The organism is Evansella sp. AB-rgal1, assembly GCF_041820985.1.
GTDB lineage: Bacteria > Bacillota > Bacilli > Bacillales > Salisediminibacteriaceae > Evansella.
Map to the genome: position 1 here is coordinate 1 of NZ_JBGUAU010000055.1, position 17,598 is coordinate 17,598.

At 37.2% G+C, this 17,598-nt stretch carries 20 protein-coding genes; 7 read left to right on the forward strand and 13 right to left on the reverse strand.

Going from position 1 to position 17,598, the window contains the following annotated elements; all coding sequences use genetic code 11:
- Positions 1-316: 316 nt before the first annotated feature.
- The 4 genes from ACERII_RS25100 to ACERII_RS25115 form a co-directional block, all read right to left on the reverse strand.
- The gene (locus ACERII_RS25100; RefSeq protein WP_373645724.1) at positions 317-526 is read right to left on the reverse strand and encodes a hypothetical protein; all 210 of its coding nucleotides are present in this window, start codon (positions 524-526) and stop codon (positions 317-319) included.
- 30 nt (positions 527-556) lie between these two features.
- Positions 557-1,153: a hypothetical protein gene (locus ACERII_RS25105; protein ID WP_373645745.1), complete on the reverse strand. Its 597-nt coding sequence runs from the start codon at positions 1,151-1,153 to the stop codon at positions 557-559.
- Between the two features lie 175 nt (positions 1,154-1,328).
- Entirely contained in the window at positions 1,329-2,045 is a 717-nt protein-coding gene (locus ACERII_RS25110; RefSeq protein ID WP_373645725.1) for an SIR2 family NAD-dependent protein deacylase, read from the reverse strand.
- A 13-nt stretch (positions 2,046-2,058) separates the two neighbouring features.
- Positions 2,059-2,850 carry a Nif3-like dinuclear metal center hexameric protein gene (locus tag ACERII_RS25115; RefSeq protein ID WP_373645726.1) on the reverse strand — a complete coding sequence of 264 codons (792 nt, stop codon included), beginning with the start codon at positions 2,848-2,850 and terminating at the stop codon, positions 2,059-2,061.
- A gap of 347 nt (positions 2,851-3,197) precedes the next feature.
- Here ACERII_RS25115 and ACERII_RS25120 point away from each other — a divergent pair, with 347 nt between their 5' ends.
- Both ACERII_RS25120 and ACERII_RS25125 read left to right on the forward strand, forming a co-directional pair.
- Positions 3,198-3,551: a hypothetical protein gene (locus ACERII_RS25120; RefSeq protein ID WP_373645727.1), complete on the forward strand. Its 354-nt coding sequence runs from the start codon at positions 3,198-3,200 to the stop codon at positions 3,549-3,551.
- Between the two features lie 77 nt (positions 3,552-3,628).
- On the forward strand, positions 3,629-4,564 hold the full coding sequence (locus tag ACERII_RS25125; RefSeq protein WP_373645728.1) for an acetamidase/formamidase family protein: 936 nt from the start codon (positions 3,629-3,631) through the stop codon (positions 4,562-4,564).
- A 270-nt stretch (positions 4,565-4,834) separates the two neighbouring features.
- Here the strand turns inward: ACERII_RS25125 and ACERII_RS25130 are convergent, their stop codons facing one another.
- From ACERII_RS25130 to ACERII_RS25140, 3 genes are all read right to left on the reverse strand, one after another.
- A complete protein-coding gene (locus tag ACERII_RS25130) occupies positions 4,835-6,202 on the reverse strand; it encodes a dipeptidase (RefSeq protein WP_373645729.1) in 1,368 nt (455 codons plus the stop codon).
- Between the two features lie 12 nt (positions 6,203-6,214).
- Positions 6,215-7,192, reverse strand: coding sequence for a DUF3895 domain-containing protein (locus tag ACERII_RS25135; protein WP_373645730.1), 978 nt, complete (start codon positions 7,190-7,192; stop codon positions 6,215-6,217).
- Between the two features lie 505 nt (positions 7,193-7,697).
- Positions 7,698-8,801 carry a hypothetical protein gene (locus ACERII_RS25140; RefSeq protein ID WP_373645731.1) on the reverse strand — a complete coding sequence of 368 codons (1,104 nt, stop codon included), beginning with the start codon at positions 8,799-8,801 and terminating at the stop codon, positions 7,698-7,700.
- Between the two features lie 199 nt (positions 8,802-9,000).
- On the opposite strand from ACERII_RS25140, the gene yjcZ (ACERII_RS25145) reads away from it, so the two are divergent.
- Together yjcZ (ACERII_RS25145) and ACERII_RS25150 are read left to right on the forward strand one after the other, a co-directional pair.
- Positions 9,001-9,141 carry a sporulation protein YjcZ gene (gene yjcZ / locus ACERII_RS25145; RefSeq protein ID WP_373645732.1) on the forward strand — a complete coding sequence of 47 codons (141 nt, stop codon included), beginning with the start codon at positions 9,001-9,003 and terminating at the stop codon, positions 9,139-9,141.
- Between the two features lie 165 nt (positions 9,142-9,306).
- Positions 9,307-9,783 (forward strand): DUF456 domain-containing protein, encoded by a 477-nt coding sequence (locus tag ACERII_RS25150; protein ID WP_373645734.1) that lies wholly within the window; start codon positions 9,307-9,309, stop codon positions 9,781-9,783.
- Between the two features lie 114 nt (positions 9,784-9,897).
- On the opposite strand, the gene ACERII_RS25155 is transcribed toward ACERII_RS25150, so the two are convergent.
- From ACERII_RS25155 to ACERII_RS25170, 4 genes are all read right to left on the reverse strand, one after another.
- Positions 9,898-10,251, reverse strand: coding sequence for a hypothetical protein (locus tag ACERII_RS25155; protein WP_373645735.1), 354 nt, complete (start codon positions 10,249-10,251; stop codon positions 9,898-9,900).
- Between the two features lie 241 nt (positions 10,252-10,492).
- A complete protein-coding gene (locus ACERII_RS25160; RefSeq protein WP_373645736.1) occupies positions 10,493-10,663 on the reverse strand; it encodes a hypothetical protein in 171 nt (56 codons plus the stop codon).
- Positions 10,664-11,040: 377 nt separating this feature from the next.
- The gene (cuyA, locus tag ACERII_RS25165) at positions 11,041-12,045 is read right to left on the reverse strand and encodes a D-cysteate sulfo-lyase (protein WP_373645737.1); all 1,005 of its coding nucleotides are present in this window, start codon (positions 12,043-12,045) and stop codon (positions 11,041-11,043) included.
- Between the two features lie 43 nt (positions 12,046-12,088).
- Positions 12,089-13,495 carry an MDR family MFS transporter gene (locus ACERII_RS25170; protein ID WP_373645738.1) on the reverse strand — a complete coding sequence of 469 codons (1,407 nt, stop codon included), beginning with the start codon at positions 13,493-13,495 and terminating at the stop codon, positions 12,089-12,091.
- 511 nt (positions 13,496-14,006) lie between these two features.
- Here ACERII_RS25170 and yjcZ (ACERII_RS25175) point away from each other — a divergent pair.
- From yjcZ (ACERII_RS25175) to ACERII_RS25185, 3 genes are all read left to right on the forward strand, one after another.
- Positions 14,007-14,120, forward strand: a complete 114-nt coding sequence (gene yjcZ, locus ACERII_RS25175; protein WP_373645739.1) for a sporulation protein YjcZ — start codon at positions 14,007-14,009, stop codon at positions 14,118-14,120.
- A 200-nt stretch (positions 14,121-14,320) separates the two neighbouring features.
- Positions 14,321-14,422, forward strand: a complete 102-nt coding sequence (yjcZ, locus tag ACERII_RS25180; protein ID WP_373645740.1) for a sporulation protein YjcZ — start codon at positions 14,321-14,323, stop codon at positions 14,420-14,422.
- A gap of 325 nt (positions 14,423-14,747) precedes the next feature.
- Positions 14,748-15,290 (forward strand): NAD(P)H-dependent oxidoreductase, encoded by a 543-nt coding sequence (locus tag ACERII_RS25185; protein ID WP_373645742.1) that lies wholly within the window; start codon positions 14,748-14,750, stop codon positions 15,288-15,290.
- A gap of 64 nt (positions 15,291-15,354) precedes the next feature.
- Here the strand turns inward: ACERII_RS25185 and ACERII_RS25190 are convergent, their stop codons facing one another.
- Together ACERII_RS25190 and ACERII_RS25195 are read right to left on the reverse strand one after the other, a co-directional pair.
- Entirely contained in the window at positions 15,355-15,786 is a 432-nt protein-coding gene (locus ACERII_RS25190; protein WP_373645743.1) for an RDD family protein, read from the reverse strand.
- A 131-nt stretch (positions 15,787-15,917) separates the two neighbouring features.
- Complete coding sequence (locus ACERII_RS25195; RefSeq protein WP_373645744.1) at positions 15,918-17,339, reverse strand: MDR family MFS transporter; 1,422 nt, start codon at positions 17,337-17,339, stop codon at positions 15,918-15,920.
- Positions 17,340-17,598 lie beyond the last annotated feature (259 nt).

Genomic DNA, 17,598 nt, shown 5'->3' on the forward strand with positions numbered 1-17,598 from the left:
AGATTTTTAATATATTACAAATAAAAGAAGCCATACGAAAGCAAAAACAAAATCTAATATGTATCTTTTCTTATTAACTTTATGATTCAGTCCTTCGAAACCAGTAATTGCTAAATTTATACCAGCTAGGAGAAATACAAATCTCATATAAGTGAAATCTATGCCATTAATAATACTGAGAACAAAGAATATAATCATTCCAATAATTATAAATGTCTTTATTATTGACATACTTTTTGAACTGGGCACAGATTCCGCTTTCTCAAAAAACAACCCCATCTATTTCCTCCTATCAACATTAGAGTTAACTCTAACATTATCTTATTAGAATTGCAGCTATGCCAAAACACCCACCTGCGACAAGAAAAACAATCATAAGAGAGAACTGCTTTCTCCACCTGTCAGAAAACTCTTGGGTAATTTTGTCACCTATTTTTAGCTTATTAAACTCTTTTCTAAAACGAAACCATTGAATAATGACAGCTATGGAAAAAAGAAAACCCATAAGCCCCAAAAATCCTTCCATGAAGATCACCTCTATGTTTCAAAATATCCATTACAACTTTACTACGATTTCAAACCCCGTTGGTTCCCCCCATCTTATTGGAACACTATATTCCTTAAAAACTAATTCAATATTAGATTCATCAGGCAGAGGTGGGGATATGATAAAGCTTTGAGTACTATGGCCACTAGCCCCTCCACCACCAACGTTATAGCATTCAAAATCATCAATATGTAACTGAAAAAAACTATCAATCCTATCATCAATAACAGTGTGATCCGGTTGATCCCAGTACATGCTCAGTTCTACTACACTTGCATTTTCGTATTGCCGAATAAATGGTACTGTGTAAAAACAACCATTCTTCTCTGTAGAAAATGTAACGGGAATATATTTTCTGAATCCATTAGGTTCCACCCTAGGTTTAAACATTTCTTCATCGTATAACGTATTAAAAATAGCCTGAAGCTGCTCTTCATAAAATCCGTATTTTGAAGCCCATGTTTGAATAAACTTGTTATGTGGAAAACCAGGTTTATTATCTGCTAACTCTTTTCGTTCCTTCATTAATTCACAAATCTTCTCATCAATAGGGGCAACTTTTAGATCATAGTGATCAGTTGGCGGTTGAAACAGCATACTTCGAATCATAGAAATCCCTCCTGCATTCGTTTATATATACATCACCATAAATATCCACTAACTATATAATAAAACTATCAGAAGGGAATTGTTATCATCCTAGTATCACTCTAGTTATCTTTCACTCTTAAACTTTTAAGACAAACAATGACTAGTGATATAATAAGTAACCCCTCTTACCTCAAACCAACTCATCCACTGCATGCAGTACTTCTTTCGCATTCCCTTCTATTGTTAGAAAAAAATGATGAGCCGTCCAAACAGGATCTTTATTTATTAACACGGTTTTTCCGTTCGTCATAGCTGGTAATTCACTTACAGGGTACACTTCTAAGCTAGTGCCAATAACAATTACGAGATCCGCTTTTTGAATATGTTGAAAGGCAGATTGCCAAGCGATTTGTGGTAGTAGTTCACCAAATAAGACAACGGAAGGTCTTAGTTTTCCCCTACATGCATTACAACTTTCACCAGTAATAAATTGCTCCTTTGCTGCTTCATTCCCACATTGATTACACCTTATTTTCCTAATAGAACCGTGCAACTCTTTTACAGCAATACTCCCTGCTTTCTGGTGCAACCCGTCCACGTTTTGAGTAGCTACACATTGAACTAGTCCATTCTTTTCCCACTTTGCTATAATCTTGTGTCCTTCATGAGGTTGAACCGTTTGTAACGCCTTCAACCTTGTACTATAAAATTCACGGAACAATGGATAGTTATCTTCTAAGGCTTCCACGGATGCAACTGTACGAGGATCAATTTCCTTCCACCACCCTTCCTTGGAACGAAAATCAGGTACACCACTTTCCGTAGACATTCCCGCTCCAGTAAGGATTACTGTATGGGAAGAACTCTTAATTAATTCTGCTAGTTTCTTTGTTTGACCTTTTTCCACAGGTAACTCTCCTTTACTTTATCGTGAATAGAGGATCTACTGGAAGAAAGTGAACAGGTAACTCCGAAAATGAAGTACGTAGTACATTGGCAAAGTACCTCATTCCAGGCTCTTCACTTTCCATATGACCTAGAAAGATAATAGACTTAGATCTTCCCTGTTCCATTGCATCTCGCACATATTCAGGAGTCTCCCACTCTGGACCTTCCCCACAAATTATTAGTTCAAGATTGTATTTTTCAAATAAGGGGATAGCAACAGAACCTCCACCACGGTACCCTACTAATAACCCAACACTTGTACACTTCATCTCCAAATCTCCTACAACACGGACGAAGGCAATCCCTAACTTCTCTTTGACATAATCAATCACTTCCTGGAGTGACATTTCAGGAATCGAAACGATGGTAGCAGCAGGTTCGATGCTTTTCATGTAACCTTCCCATTCCAATGCATGAACTAATCCTTTCGTTATCATATCTGGCTCATACCTATGTATGTAGTCATGTAATCGGAAAGTGGCAAGCTGAGAATCCTTTATTCGCTTGTATTTTTCTTTGTAAACATCGGTGCCTTTTAAGTCAGTGTTATCCCAATGACTAAAGAAAATTCCCTCGTGGGTTATAAGTAAATTCGCTCCTAATCCTATCATCCTTTTTATTACTTTTTCCGTTGCTATAAAAGCAACACCTATTCCCGTTACCTCTTGATCTGGTGAACCAAACTTTAATGTATCTACTGTATTTTCTATTTTACCAAGTGGATTTGTTAGTTTTTGTATCACTTCTTGAACTGTAACACCCATTTTTTTATCACTTCCTTCTATCTCAATAAATTATTTTTCAAACCCTAATATAGAACACTTGTTTCTTTTTCTAAAATGGAATATGATAGATTTAGTATTATTCTCTCTATCCTACAAGTTACCCTCTTTTCATCACACGAATTACTCTCCAATCTATGTACTCTCATAATGTTATTATATCAATTTCTACCCTTTAACACCCATGATCATAAAGGCTGGTGGTGTTTCTTGAATGTTTACATACAGATGTAGGGATCACTTGATGATAGTCCAAAAGGAATATCAAATAGAAAATAGGATGAATGTACATAAAGCATCTATTATAATAAACATAGAGGTGAATACCTATGGAAAATCAAATTCTTGAGTTCCTAACTACAATTAGTAGCGATATAAAAGAAATCAAAACAGATTTGGTGGAGTTTAAATCTGAAATGTATGACTTTAAAACGGATATGCTGGATTTCAAGTCCGAGATGAACGATTTTAAAACGGATATGCTGGATTTCAAGTCCGAGATGTATGACTTCAAGTCTGAGGTGTATCGTCGTTTTGATCTGATTGATGCAAAATTTGACGGTGTTGCTGAGCAACTTGAACTCGCAGCTGAAACAAATTTTACGGAAGTTAATTTTGTTATAGACAAAGTGAACAAACTAGAAAAGGATATGTATATGTTAAAATCAAAAACTAACATCTAAGAGTGCATAATTTGCACTCTTTCTTTTCATCTTGAATTAAGTTAGACCAAGAACTAATCCATTGGGAGTGAACAAAGTTGATACATAAAATTGAATTAAGTTCCGCTGTTTTACATGGTTCCTTTAGCAATAATTATAAACCAATAATAACAATTCAATCAGGGGATTCTCTCCATTTGACCACACCGGACATTCAATGGGGATATTCACCTTCTTCGGAAGAAGATAGACTTGTTTTTTCCTCAAGAGAAAAGGAAACTTCTCCAGGTCACCCCATCATTGGCCCAATAGCTATTCACGGTGCAAAGCCTGGAATGGTATTAGAAGTTCGTTTGAATGATCTTGTACCTGGTTGGTATGGTCGAAATTGGGCTGGGGGAAATAAAAGCTGGCAAAACGAACAGCTTGGCATAGTGCAGAGTGAAAAAGTCCAACTTGATTGGGAGTTAAATCCTACGAGCATGACTGGTACCTGTACTATTGGTGAAAGAAAGTTTCATGTTGGGTTATCTCCTTTTATGGGGTTGATGGGAGTGGCTCCCATTGAACCTGGAGTGCTACCAACCGCTCCACCTCGATATTGTGGTGGAAATATTGACTGTAAAGAACTAGTAAGAGGAAGTAGCCTGTTTCTGCCAATCTCAGTAGACGGAGCTCTGTTTTCTATTGGTGATGGACATGCCCTCCAAGGGGATGGTGAAAGCTCTGGCACTGCCATTGAATGCCCGATGGATTTTGTTGATATTACGTTAATCATACATGAACACATGTCTTTAAAGATGCCAAAAGCAAATACACCAGCAGGGTGGATTACATTTGGATTTGATGAAGACCTAAACAAAGCTACAGCAATAGCTCTTAATGAAATGGTGGAGCACATGGCTAAAATCTATGGAATTAGCAAAGTGGAAGCAACAGCACTTTCAAGTGTTGCTGTTGATTTACATGTAACACAAGTGGTAAACGGTGTGAAAGGTGTTCATGCTATCTTGCCTCATGGAGTGATTCGGTAATAATAAAAAGCAGATGCTCATAAATACCTTGAGCAACCTGCTTTTTTAGTTTTCCACCCGGAAAATACGTGGGTTCATGGTAATCAAACTTATCTAGTATGACTAACGTTGTTGTTTATATTCCATCCGCTACAGGGTCTCGCCTCTACTCTACTTCCCACTGAAGTTCGTGGACATACGCTCATTCCATATAAAATGTGGAGTATTAATATACTTCTCAACATATTTTCATACTTCATGATGCAATTTCCATTCACATAGGGGTTTCTCCTACCCTCTCGCCACTTCCTGTAAATAATGTACTAGAACTTCCATTCCTTTATCAAAGTTCTCTAATGGGAAACTTTCGTTTGGTGAATGTAGGTTATCTTCTGGCGTTCCAAAACCGAGCAAAACAACTGGAATTTCAAACAATTGATCAATCATCTCAACCACCGGAATAGATCCACCTAACCGGACAAAGACCGCTTCTTTATCAAAAGCATCTGAGTAGCTTCTTGCCGCTTTTTGTAAAAGTTCATGTCCAGGGTCTACTTTATACGCTCTTGCAGATAACGGCTCCGGTTTCACTTCCACACGAACCCCTTTTGGTGCAACCTTATACAGATGATCTGTAATCAGTTTCTGAATACGATCTGGTTCTTGACCTGGAACGAGACGACACGTGATTTTTGCCACAGCAGTAGAAGGAATAATCGTCTTCGTTCCTTCTCCCTGATATCCACTGTACATTCCATTGATTTCGAGAGTAGGTCTGGCCATTGTGTGCTCTTTGGCAGTGTAACCCGCTTCAGGAGTCACTTCGGGAATTCCGATCGATTTCTCATAAACCTCTCCTGGAGCTTCATTCATTAATCGGCGCTCTTCGTCAGACAACTCCTCGACATCATCATAAAATCCTGGTACCGACACTTGCTCGTCCAGATTTTTTAACGATGCTACCATGTGACTCAATGCCATCGCTGGATTTTTCGCAGCGCCTCCATAGATACCAGAATGAAGATCTCGATTTGGACCTGTGACAGTCACTTCCAGTCCAGTAAAACCTTTCAATCCATACAAAATGGTAGGCTGACCTTTCTCCACCATTCCAGAATCAGAAATCATCGCAAAGTCTGCTTGAAACAAATCCTTCTTTTCTTGCAATGTTTCATACAGATGTTTACTTCCGATTTCCTCTTCCCCTTCAATGCACACCTTCACATTTATCGGCAAACGCCCCTCGGTTTTCATAAACGCTTCAAAAACAGCCAAGTGCATAAACGTTTGCCCTTTATCATCACTAGAGCCACGAGCATAGAGCCGATCGTTTCGAATTTCTGGAGAAAAAGGATCACTTTCCCAAAGCTCAAGTGGGTCTGCTGGCTGAACATCATAATGCCCATACAACAACACAGTTGGTGCCCCCTCCGCTTCCATCCACTCCCCATACACTAATGGATGACCTGGCGTTTTATGTAATTCCACATTTTTAAATCCAATCTCCTTTAAATAATTTACAACAAAATAACCTGCCTTCACCACATCATCCTTATGATTGCTATCTGTGCTCACACTAGGAATAGCGAGAAACTCATTCAATTGTTGCAACTGCCGCTCACGGTTTTCCTTTAAGTAAGTTAACACCTGTTCTGACATGTGAATTTCCTCCTAATCATTACTTCTATTAACCAATTTATAATACCGATCCTCTTGCCCTTGTTCCCCAATATGAACCGCCACTTCCTGACTCACCAGCAAATCCAAATAAAAACAAACAGCCATATAAATTTTGGGCTTACTAGTAGAAAAACGTTTCGATGGAGCACCATTGTTTTTGATAAGTAGTTCCGTAATAATTCGAGCACTAGAAACCCCTTCTTCTAAATACTTCTGTACCGCATCCCTATACTCCACCCCAAGCGCATAAGGCGCAATATCCTTCTCCACTTTCGGTGCCGGAATTTCCTCTTCACTAAATAACGTAATCGCAACAGGCTCAACCACTTGCGGCTTAGACTCTTTCACTCGCGGACTACGCTCCTCCAGCTCCACACCTTCTCGATCCGGAGAATTAAGAACCGACATAACCTGCTGTTTCAACCGTTTAACTTGCCTGTCCAACAGTGGAACATCCGCATCTACATGAGCTTTCATTTCTTTTGGGAAAACAAAGTCGTCTGGAATGTTCGGAATTTCTCGTTCTAATCCCCAGTCACTATTGACCTTTACAAGTAACTCGTCTAACTCATAGTCAATCTTTTGAAATCCACTCTTAATTCGGGCAACAATTTCCGCTGGGATCCCTGTATGTTCCTCAAAATGAGTAATCCCAAACCTACGAACCTCATTTGTACTTTTATGACGAACAATATACTGATATCGAAGAGGGCGACCGCATTCACAAGGTGTATCAGGATTCGTGAACCCATTATCAATATAATCCGCCAAAACCCATTCATCCAATAAGTATTCTAGCTCGTCATTATGTAAATTATCAGGAAGAACCATCCCCTTATCTATTGCCATTGCATTCGCAAATACCGTCTTCTTCCCTCGCTTCACATGATTCTGAATAAAATCCTTTTGTTGATCTGATAATTTCTGAAATATCTCATCTCGCTCTTCTTTCGTTAACATCACTGACATACGTCTACCACCCTTTTCCGAATCTCTGTCTACGTTTATCTTTCGACAGTAATAGGGAATTTCCTTCTATGTGTATTTACCATTATTGTCCAACAATAGTTTTCTGAAATATAAGATAAATATGGTGAAAAATGCAAGCATAATGATTATAATATACATTATTAACATCTTGCTAAGTTAGTACTCACTAAATCTATGTACAAGGGGTGGTACATATTTTTAAGGAAATCAATCAGTTTAAGGTACATGTCGAGTTTTTGAATGAGAAGCTAGAAAACGGGGAACTAAAAATTATAGGTTGCGATAGAAACGTATATCATATTTATGTGGATGGAAAATGGCATTACAGCGGAGATTGGCAAAGAGACAAATACCACATACTCATGAACGGGGGAGTAATCCGTATGAATAAGCGGATTAAGATTGATTTAACAGCTTAATAAACCAAGAACTAGAGGGCGACGCAATGGATAGGTTTTTCCAGTGTATCGCCCTCGTTCCATAATCACCAGTCTTCGTTCCACATTTCTGACTCTATACTATTTATTCTCCAAGCACTTGTGAGTGAGTCACGTGTCATCCCCAATGAGATCACATCAACTACTTCATCTTTTCCCTCGAGCTTCACTTTATATTTTATCTTGGTTTTATAAACAAATGTGTCATTTATGATTTCTTCCTCATCAATTATTCTTACGTTTTCTACCTTCATTACTTTCGAGTCAAATGGTATTGCGTCGTCATTGTAGATAGCCTGTAACAAGTCCAGGTCGTTTTGCTGCAAACTAACAAAAAATAATTTCCCTAAATCCTCTCCATCTAGCTGGCTTACATACGGAAGCAATTTCCCCCCAGCCACATGAATCATCGCTTGGTGTGAAAGGTCTAATTTTTTTGAAGTATGTGTTGTACTTCCTCGAAAGTGAATACAAAAATGACCTGGAAAGTCATTTGCTAAGGCACCTCCACCGTGAGGCATCCCGTGCATAGATGCAGCAATTCTTTTACCATTAACATGTACAAGAATAGCCCTCCTATTCCAACTCCATTTTCCATTATAAATCTTCTTCATAATTGCCGTATCTTCTTTTGTTAGTGGTTGAACGTCTGCATGATTACTTCCCGCTCTTCGTTGTGCACGAAACTTTAATCCAGTTTCTAAATCCGTAATTTTAAACTCAGCATACTTTGGGATTTGATGTTGCATTTCATCCCATTCAACTAACTCTCCAAAATGCTTTTGCTGAAGAACGAAAAAGAAGTCTTGTATTTTTTTGGATACTTCGGGCGAGAACGTTACTACTTCTTTTCTTAAAACGTCATAAAAAACTCCTGAATCATCCATAACGTAGACTCTAACCATCGCTCCATCTTCTAATAAAAAATAATTATTCATTACTGGTAGTTCTAAAACTTTCTTTATTGTTCTTGGATTGAATAATGTTTGTGTGAATTCTTTTGAAGATATAACCAATTCTGTTTGATGGATAGAGGAACTTGAAGATTTCACAACAAACATTACTTTTTCATCTAGTTTCTCAGCATCAACAGCAACAAACTGTAACCAAAATAGAAAAAAGAACACAGAACTTAACGATAAATTTTTCAATGTTTTCTCCACCTACAAATATTTATTAATATGTAATAACTATTTGCTTACGTCTAAGGATCTAATCAGGAAAATAAAGGGATTTTTCATCTTTCTAGGCACGTGTACAAACAAAGTAGCGTATTATCTAATAAGGTAAAAGTAGAAAGGCTTTTTCTCCGCCTTTTCAAACTACCATCTAGAGGAGGAATGTTAAATTATGACACACAACTTACCTTTAGGCGGTTTCGCATTTGTATTAGTGGTGTTTATCCTATTAGTAATTATAGGGGCACTTTCAACTACAGCAACTACAGCTGCACCTGCTTATGGTTATAACTATGGTTATTACGGTTACTAAAACATGATATATGTAAAAGCGAGACGCCTGTTATGGCGTCTCACTCATTTTAAAACTCAAATTTGAACAGTATAAGGAACCTAGATGTAAGGTCATCCGTAGTCTAATTATAGGAAACATGGTAACAATGGGAATAATGCTTTAATAAGAGGAGATCTTTTACATATGGAAATTATAGTTTGGATAATTATATCAGCATTATTTATTCTTAGCTTCGTTGGGCTCATTTTCCCAATACTTCCTGGATTACTGTTCATCTGGGTAGGGTTTATTTTATATGTAATTTTTATTGGAGGGAGTCTTTCTACATTCTTTTGGATAGGTATGGTTGGTCTAACGATAGCAATCTTTTTAGCTGATATCATTGCCAATAGTTATTTTGTAAAACGGTATGGAGGGTCTAAATGGGCTGAAAGAATGGCAATCGTCGGTGTTATTATCGGAGCATTTATTATGCCGCCATTTGGAATTATCTTCGTACCCTTTCTTGCAGTAGTACTTACTGAAATGATTTTAGAAAAAGACATAGAGCTAGCATTAAAAATAGGCGCTGCATCCGTTGTGGCATTCTTAAGTAGTACCTTTGCAAAGCTTATCATTCAAGTAATAATGATTGGTTGGTTTTTCATTGCTGTACTTTAGTTAAAGTGAAACAAACAGTCGAATAATGGATTCGACTGTTTGTTTTTGTCTCCATTATCAGTTGAGAATACAGTTTAAAAAAGTAGTAGTATATATTAGGAGAATATAAGGAGGTTACAAGTTAAACATCTTTTTTAATCTTCCAATTTCTTTTTCATTAGCAGAAACCTTCGTCCATGTTAAATCTTGATCAATTTCTAATGAATGTAGCTTGTCCATCACTTCATTATGTTGTCGTTCTTGTGTTTCTTTCAAGTCAAGTTGTTCGTCCTTTAAATCGTTTACCTCTAATTTTAATTGACTAACGTCCGCTTTCAGTGTACTGACATCTTCTTTCAGTGCACTAACATCTGCTTTTAGTTCACTCACATCTGCTTTCACTTCTTCCAAATCAACCTTCATCGTTCCCACCATAGAAACTAATTGAGTTAACATACCTTCAAAACGATCCATTTGATTATCCGACATTTTTCTCACCTCCTTGCAATGATTATACATCCTAATCCTTTTCGTTGCTATGCAATTTTCTTAAAAGTAAAAAAATCATGCGAATCTCGTTTTTTGTGTTATCCTCACGATTTCTATTCGCTCCATACATTTTTTTGCGCACTCTTCCCATTACCAATTATTTACATTAGCTACAACCTAAATCTCATCAAAAGAAGGCTAGTGAATCTAAGTTCACTAGCCTTCCTTTGAACGAATGATGTTAAAAAATGCTTTTGTCTACTGCGTGCTGCCAGTCTGAGAAGTAATAAAGGGCATTTTTCATTAATCTTGGATGGGATTTTTTAATCTTCTTCTTGTTGAGTTCCCCTAGCTGTTTTGACAATTTTTGAATCTCCATCAACACTTCATCTGCACTCATATCCACTTCCATAGTACCATGCCTCCTTATTAAGAATTATTTATAAATTCTCCACTTTTTGAAAAAACATACGTAAATTTTTCCAATTTAATAAATTATTTTATATTTTATTGAATTATGAATGGTGTTAAATAATGTACAAGGGGAATTAAAAATAGGGTGTCGAGGAGAGATTTATCATATTTTGATAAACGATCAATGGCATTATACAGGGAATTGGAAAGACGATAAGGATTAAGTTGAGATAGTTTTTCATACGATTCGTTTCACTCTTTCACCTTAAAGAACGTTACAGGAGCAACAGCACCATAATCATACTACTAGTATATGTTCTCCGATAGCTTTTCCCCATACAGAAAAAGCCCTCATTATTATGAGGACTTAAGCGCTTATTGATTTGTATAAAAAACCGGTGAATATGCATAAACTGCGGGCTTCCCACCAGAATGAATAAACAATACATTATCACTAGACTTAAAATAATCTTTTCTAATCAAATCTATCAATCCTGCCATAGCTTTTCCTGTATAAACAGGATCTAGCAAAATCGCCTCTGTACTAGCAAGTAGCTTCACCGCTTCGACCATTTCTTGCGTTGGTAATGCATACCCCTGTCCTACATACTCGTCATAACAAAGCACAGACTCTCTTGTAATCTCAGTGTCAATCCCAATATGTTCCGCTGTTTGTTTCGTCAACTGATATACATTTTCTTCTTGCTCTGTTTTTCCACGGCTAATATTTATACCTATTACCTTTGTCTTACTCTCTAATCCAACGAACCCAGCGACTAGTCCCGCATGCATTCCCCCACTACCACTCGTACAAACAACATAATCAAACGTAATTCCTAACTCCTTTTGCTGCTGCACAATCTCTTCCGCACAAGCTGCATACCCAGTTATTCCTGTAACATTGGAACCACCAACAGGTATAACATACGGTTTCCTCCCTGCTTCCATCACTTCTTCTGCAACCTTTTCCATTTCTTTATATACATCCGTTCCATTCGGTACTACTTTTATGTTTTCCGTACCTAATAACTGAAACAAAAGGAAATTCCCATTTGTTTGTGTATCAAATTGTTGCACTTCGTTTTCCTCTAAAATAAGAATACATGAAAGCTGTTCCTTCACACAGGCTGCAAGGGTTAAACGACAGTGATTGGATTGAATTCCTCCTGCAGTAATAATGGTATCTGCACCTTTTTCTTGAGCATCAGCTATCAAGAACTCTAACTTTCTTGTTTTGTTTCCCCCTTCCGTTAATCCTAGTAAATCATCTCGTTTTATGTAAACATTAGGGCCATTCGTCGCCTTTAAAAACTGTGTCGCCTTTTCAATCACGGTTGCATGCGGTGTATAGCTATTTCGTGGAAACTGACGTAAATCCATAAACTAACACTCCCCTTCCTTTTGAAAAACTACGTTTATATTTCTATGATTCATTTTTACTATAATCAGGCTGCTCTTTTGGAAGAAACCCTATCACAATTACTACTAGGATTAATCCAAGAATTGCTAAAATCACAAAAATTGAATGAAGACCTCCTGCAAGAATCTCTGGTGCTACATTCGTGCCATTATTTGTATGACCCCCGATATGTTGGTTCAACACCATACCTAATACAGCTATCCCCAACGTTTGCCCCAATGTACGAAGAAATGCGTTGGAGGAAGAAGCAGTTCCTCGATTGCTCCAATCAACAGAAGATTGTACAATCACCGTAAATATTGTCATTGCTAAGCCAAATCCAAGTCCTATGAAGAACATGATAATTATTAGCAAAACATTTGGAGTACTACTAGTAATAAACGTTAATGTAAATGTTCCCATTGCAATAAGAATAACACCAGTAAGAGAAATTACTTTCGTACCCAATCCTAAAATAAAACGTCCACTTAAAAATGACCCCAATGGCCATCCAATCGACATAGGAATTAACGTTAACCCTGATGATGTCGCTGCTAACAGAAGGACCCCTTGGACCCAAAGAGGCATAAAAGCAGTCAATCCTATTAATATAGCCCCAAGGATAAGTCCACTTACATTTGCGATGAGTAGATGCCGATTTTTAAACAAATGAAAAGGCACCATCGGTTCGCGAACCTTCAGCTGAATAATAACAAAGACACTTAAAAATACGAGTGCAATACCAAACAATCCAAAAAGCATGGTAGTACTTAAAGAACCTTCGTTTTCTATGGAGAGAAGGGCATACAATAGTGCACCCATACCTATGATGAACGTGACTGCACCACCATAATCAATGGAACGTTTCTGCTTTTCTATATTTTCTTTTAAGAACTTCCCAATCAAAAACATTGCCACTAAGCCGAACGGTATGTTAATGAAGAAAATCCAGTGCCAAGTGAGAAAGTCTACAAAAAAACCTCCAACTAATGGTCCAAATATCCCGGCAATCCCCCAGATGGAACCTATTATAGCTTGAACTTTTGCGCGTTGTTCATATTTAAACACATCACCAACAATCGTAAATGACATTGGTAATAACGCCCCTGCGCCAACTCCTTGAATCGCTCGATAGAAAATGAGTTGTTCCATCGACTGAGAAAAACCACACAAGATAGATCCTAATAAAAACAAACTTGCACCAGTAATAAATATTTTTTTCCTCCCAAATAAATCCGCTAGCTTTCCGAATATGGGAGTCATTACTGCATAGGTCAATAAATAGATAGCATACACCCAGCTAATAAGATCTAATCCACCTAGATCACGTGTAATGACAGGCATGGCAGTACTAATCACTGTTACCTCAATAGCTGCTAAAAATGTTGCGATGAGTAGTGCAATGGTAATATTTCTTTGATAACGATCCATGTTGTAATCCTTTCTTTTCTAATGTCTCCCCTGAAATACGTAATATCATTAGTTGTTAACTTATCTAGTATTACTAATCCTGTGGGCTCATATTTCATTCGCTACTGCCCACTCCCTTTCCTGTGGGGAGCTGCCGAGCCACCTTCACGACTTCGTCTGCTACGGTGTCTCGCCTCTGCTCTGCTTCCCACTGGAGTTCCGTGGGCATTCGCTTATTCCATATAAAGAGAAGAGTACTAATATACTTCTCAACGTCTTTCATACTCCATGGTGCAAATTTTTCCTTGCATGGAGTGATCTGACAGCCTCTTATTACTTTACATTAATTCCCTTTCGACATGAACATATATATCGCTGTTAAGTCAACGTGATTTTTTATCTATCCATATATGCCTTATTTTCCTCTAGTATGGACAAATACACAACCAAATTCTGAAAGGAATAATACAGTAATAAGTAGAAAGGGAGTTTTCCCTGCCCTTTCAAACTGCTCTTAAAGGAGGAATTGTAGATGACACACACTCACTTACCTTTAGGCGGTTTCTCATTTGTATTAGTGGTGTTTATCCTATTAGTAATAATAGGTGCAGTTGTCGTTACCCCTTCTGGTTACGGCTACTACTAATAAAGTGGATGTATCAAGAGGAACGTATCCCCCGCGTTCCTCTTTTTTAAACTAATCAATTTAAATATCAACTAATTAATTATTTTTTTGAAAAATCAGGTCATACACCCAATCAAAATTGTTATTTTGAAATATGTTGTAAGTAGAAAGGGAGAGTTCACCAACCCTTTCCAAACTGCTTATTATAGGAGGAATTGTAGATGACACACACTCACGCAGGATTCGGCGGTTTCTCATTTATTTTAGTGATTTTCATTCTATTAGTAATTATCGGTGCCGTAATCGTACGCCCTGGATACTAATAGTACCGGTGGATAAAAAGAGAGGAGCGCCTCGGACGCTCCTCTCTCTGTATTTATATGAATTTCACCTTAACATTTGTATAATAAAGAACGGTTATTCCTTCAAAACCTGAATCTGTTCCGATCATAAGGTACGCTTCCCCATTTTCATTTGTTTTTACTGTAAACGTTTCAGGTTACACAGTGCTAAAAATAATTGTTAAAATTATAAAAAAGACGAACATTTTTTTCAAAGTACAATAATCACTCTGAAATAGTATCCACAGAAGAAGGTATGTTACTATTGATACAGAAGAAGGAAATCAACGAAAGGTGCTGCATACATATGAACACATTAGTAATTATTTCTCATCCATCTATAGACAAAGAGTCTAGATTGAATGCTTCTTTAAAACAAGCAATCGTCAATCAATCGGATATAACCATCAATGAATTATATAAAGAATATCCTAATGGAAAGATCAATATAGAACGAGAACAAAGATTAGTGGAGCAACACGATCGGATCATCTTTCAATTTCCGAACTATTGGTATAGCTATCCACCTTTATTGAAAAAATGGTTTGATGAAGTTTTACAAAGTGGTTGGGCATTTAGCGGGGAACATAAATTAGAAGGAAAAGAATTAGGTATTGCCATAAGTTCGAACGCGTTACCAGAAGACTATCGTTTCGACGGACAACACCGCTTTACAATTGAGCAGATTATGGCTCCGTTTTATGCAACTAGTAACATTATCCGTACAAAAACATTACCTATATTTAATACATTTAGTGAATTAGTTACTTCCGAAGAAGATTTACAAAAACATGCAGAAAACTATTTAACTTATATCCGAACAAACTATAACTTTGAGCGTAAACTTTAGTTTTCAAAGAATCGAAAAAGAGGTATGTTGTTTTGGAAAAGAACCGTTACAACATACCTATTCATTACCTTATATATTCATCTGGTGGATCATGAGTTACATATGTTCCTGCAATTAAATCATGAATAGAACGCTTATCTTCACGTATAGCAACCATAAAAGCACTCACAATTAGACCAAATCCTAACGTGAGAGCATACACGATTCCACCTACAACATTTCGTAGTAACATTGTTCCAATCCCAACCTTTTCTCCGTCCACCCTCGCAATTCGAATTTCTAGTATTCTTTTTCCAACCGTATATCCATACCATATCACTGGTAATAGAAGATGGTAAAGAACTTCTAATAAATCAATGTTAACATTCACATTTCCAAAAAAGAAATCATAGAAACTCATAGAGATGAATAGCCCCACAACTCCCAAAAATATCATATCTAATATCGTTGCACCAACCCTAACCCAAAATCCAGCGGGATTATCTACTCCATACATCATCGACATCACCTCTAATGTAGTATATTATCGTCAACACTGCACTACCGTGAAATGAAGAAATTCATAAAAACAGTATAATAAATACTACGTCTCTAGAGGAGTTATGTTTCATTTTTTTCCTATACCAATTATCCTTCCGCTGTTTCTTCTGGTGGATACGTTCTCTTTACATAAAACGAAAGAACGACACCTACAAATGCAATCGCGGTGGACACCATAAAGGCCATATTAACACCATGAATATAGGCAGTCTGCCCCAATTCTTCTGTAGAAGGTAAAACTGCATTTGTCATTACAGTAACGAGTAATGCTGTACCGATCGCTCCTGACACTTGACGCATCGTATTTCCCATTGCAGTTCCATGAGGAATTAACCTTTTTGGAAGTTGGTTAATTCCTGCTGTATTCACAGGCATCATCACCATAGCAATCCCTAACATTCTAAATGCATAAATCGTAGTTAAATATCCAAACGACGTTTCTGTGGTTAGATTAGTAAATAGAAAAGATGTTATCGTCATAATGGATAACCCTGTAATAGCAAGTTTCTTCGCACCAATTCTATCAAAAATTCTGCCTGTTATTGGTGAAGCTAATCCCATGACAATGGCACCAGGTAAAAGCATTAATCCCGATTCTAATGCCGTATAATCACGCATAGTTTGCATATAGATGGGGATAATTGTTGCAGCTCCAATCATGGACATAAACACAACCATTCCAATTCCTGTTGTTAGAGCAAACATATTATACTTAAAAACTCTGAATTCCAAGATAGGCTGCTCAAGTTTTAGCTGCCGTATGATAAAGATGATAAGTGAAATTCCCCCTATTACTAAACTCCCTATCACTGCTTGATTTCCCCACCCAAGTTCTCCTGCAATACTAAATCCATATAAAATACCACCAAACCCGAGCGTGGATACGATTATAGAGACTACATCAATTTTTGGATACGTTAATTTCGTTACATTTTTCAATGCAAAATAAGCGACAACTAGGTCAATAAGTACGATTGGAAGAACCACAAAGAATACAGTTCTCCACGGAAAGTGACCAACGATCCACCCTGATAACGTTGGACCAATAGCTGGAGCAAATGCAATTACTAAACCGAACATTCCCATGGCAGCCCCCCGTTTTTCAACTGGGAATATAATAAAGAACACCGTTTGTAGTAAAGGCATCATAATGCCAGCACCTGCAGCTTGAATGATTCGACCTGCTATTAGAAAACTAAAGTTTGGTGAAAATCCGCAAATCAATGTTCCTATAGCAAACATTCCCATTGCGGTTAAAAATAACCTTCTTGTTGTAAACTTTCCTATTAAGAATGCTGTAATTGGTATCATCACTCCATTCACAAGCATAAAAACACTCGTTAACCACTGTGCTTTGTTAGCGGTTATTTGAAGATCATTCATAATATGAGGAAGTGCTGTCGCCAAGAGAGTTTGATTCAATATAGCAACAAAAGCACCAGTAATAAGTATCCCTACCATTACAGTTCTATTTATATCTTGTAGATCTACATTCTGTGAGTTCTGCATATTTGTTTCCTTTCTCGTTCGGCGTACAATACTAACGTCACTATAAGTTTCCCTATTTCCTATAATTGTTCTTCAAAATGATAATCATTCCTGCAACTCGCTTGAAAAAACTTAGACACTCTAAGTTTTTAATTTTATACTATACATAATCTCGCTTTCTCTCCTGTCCACAAGTTTTTTTAGATATCCTGTTATCGTCTAACATGACAATAACTAGTGAGGGCAACAATTTAGACAAAATAAAAAAGCCACTCTCTAC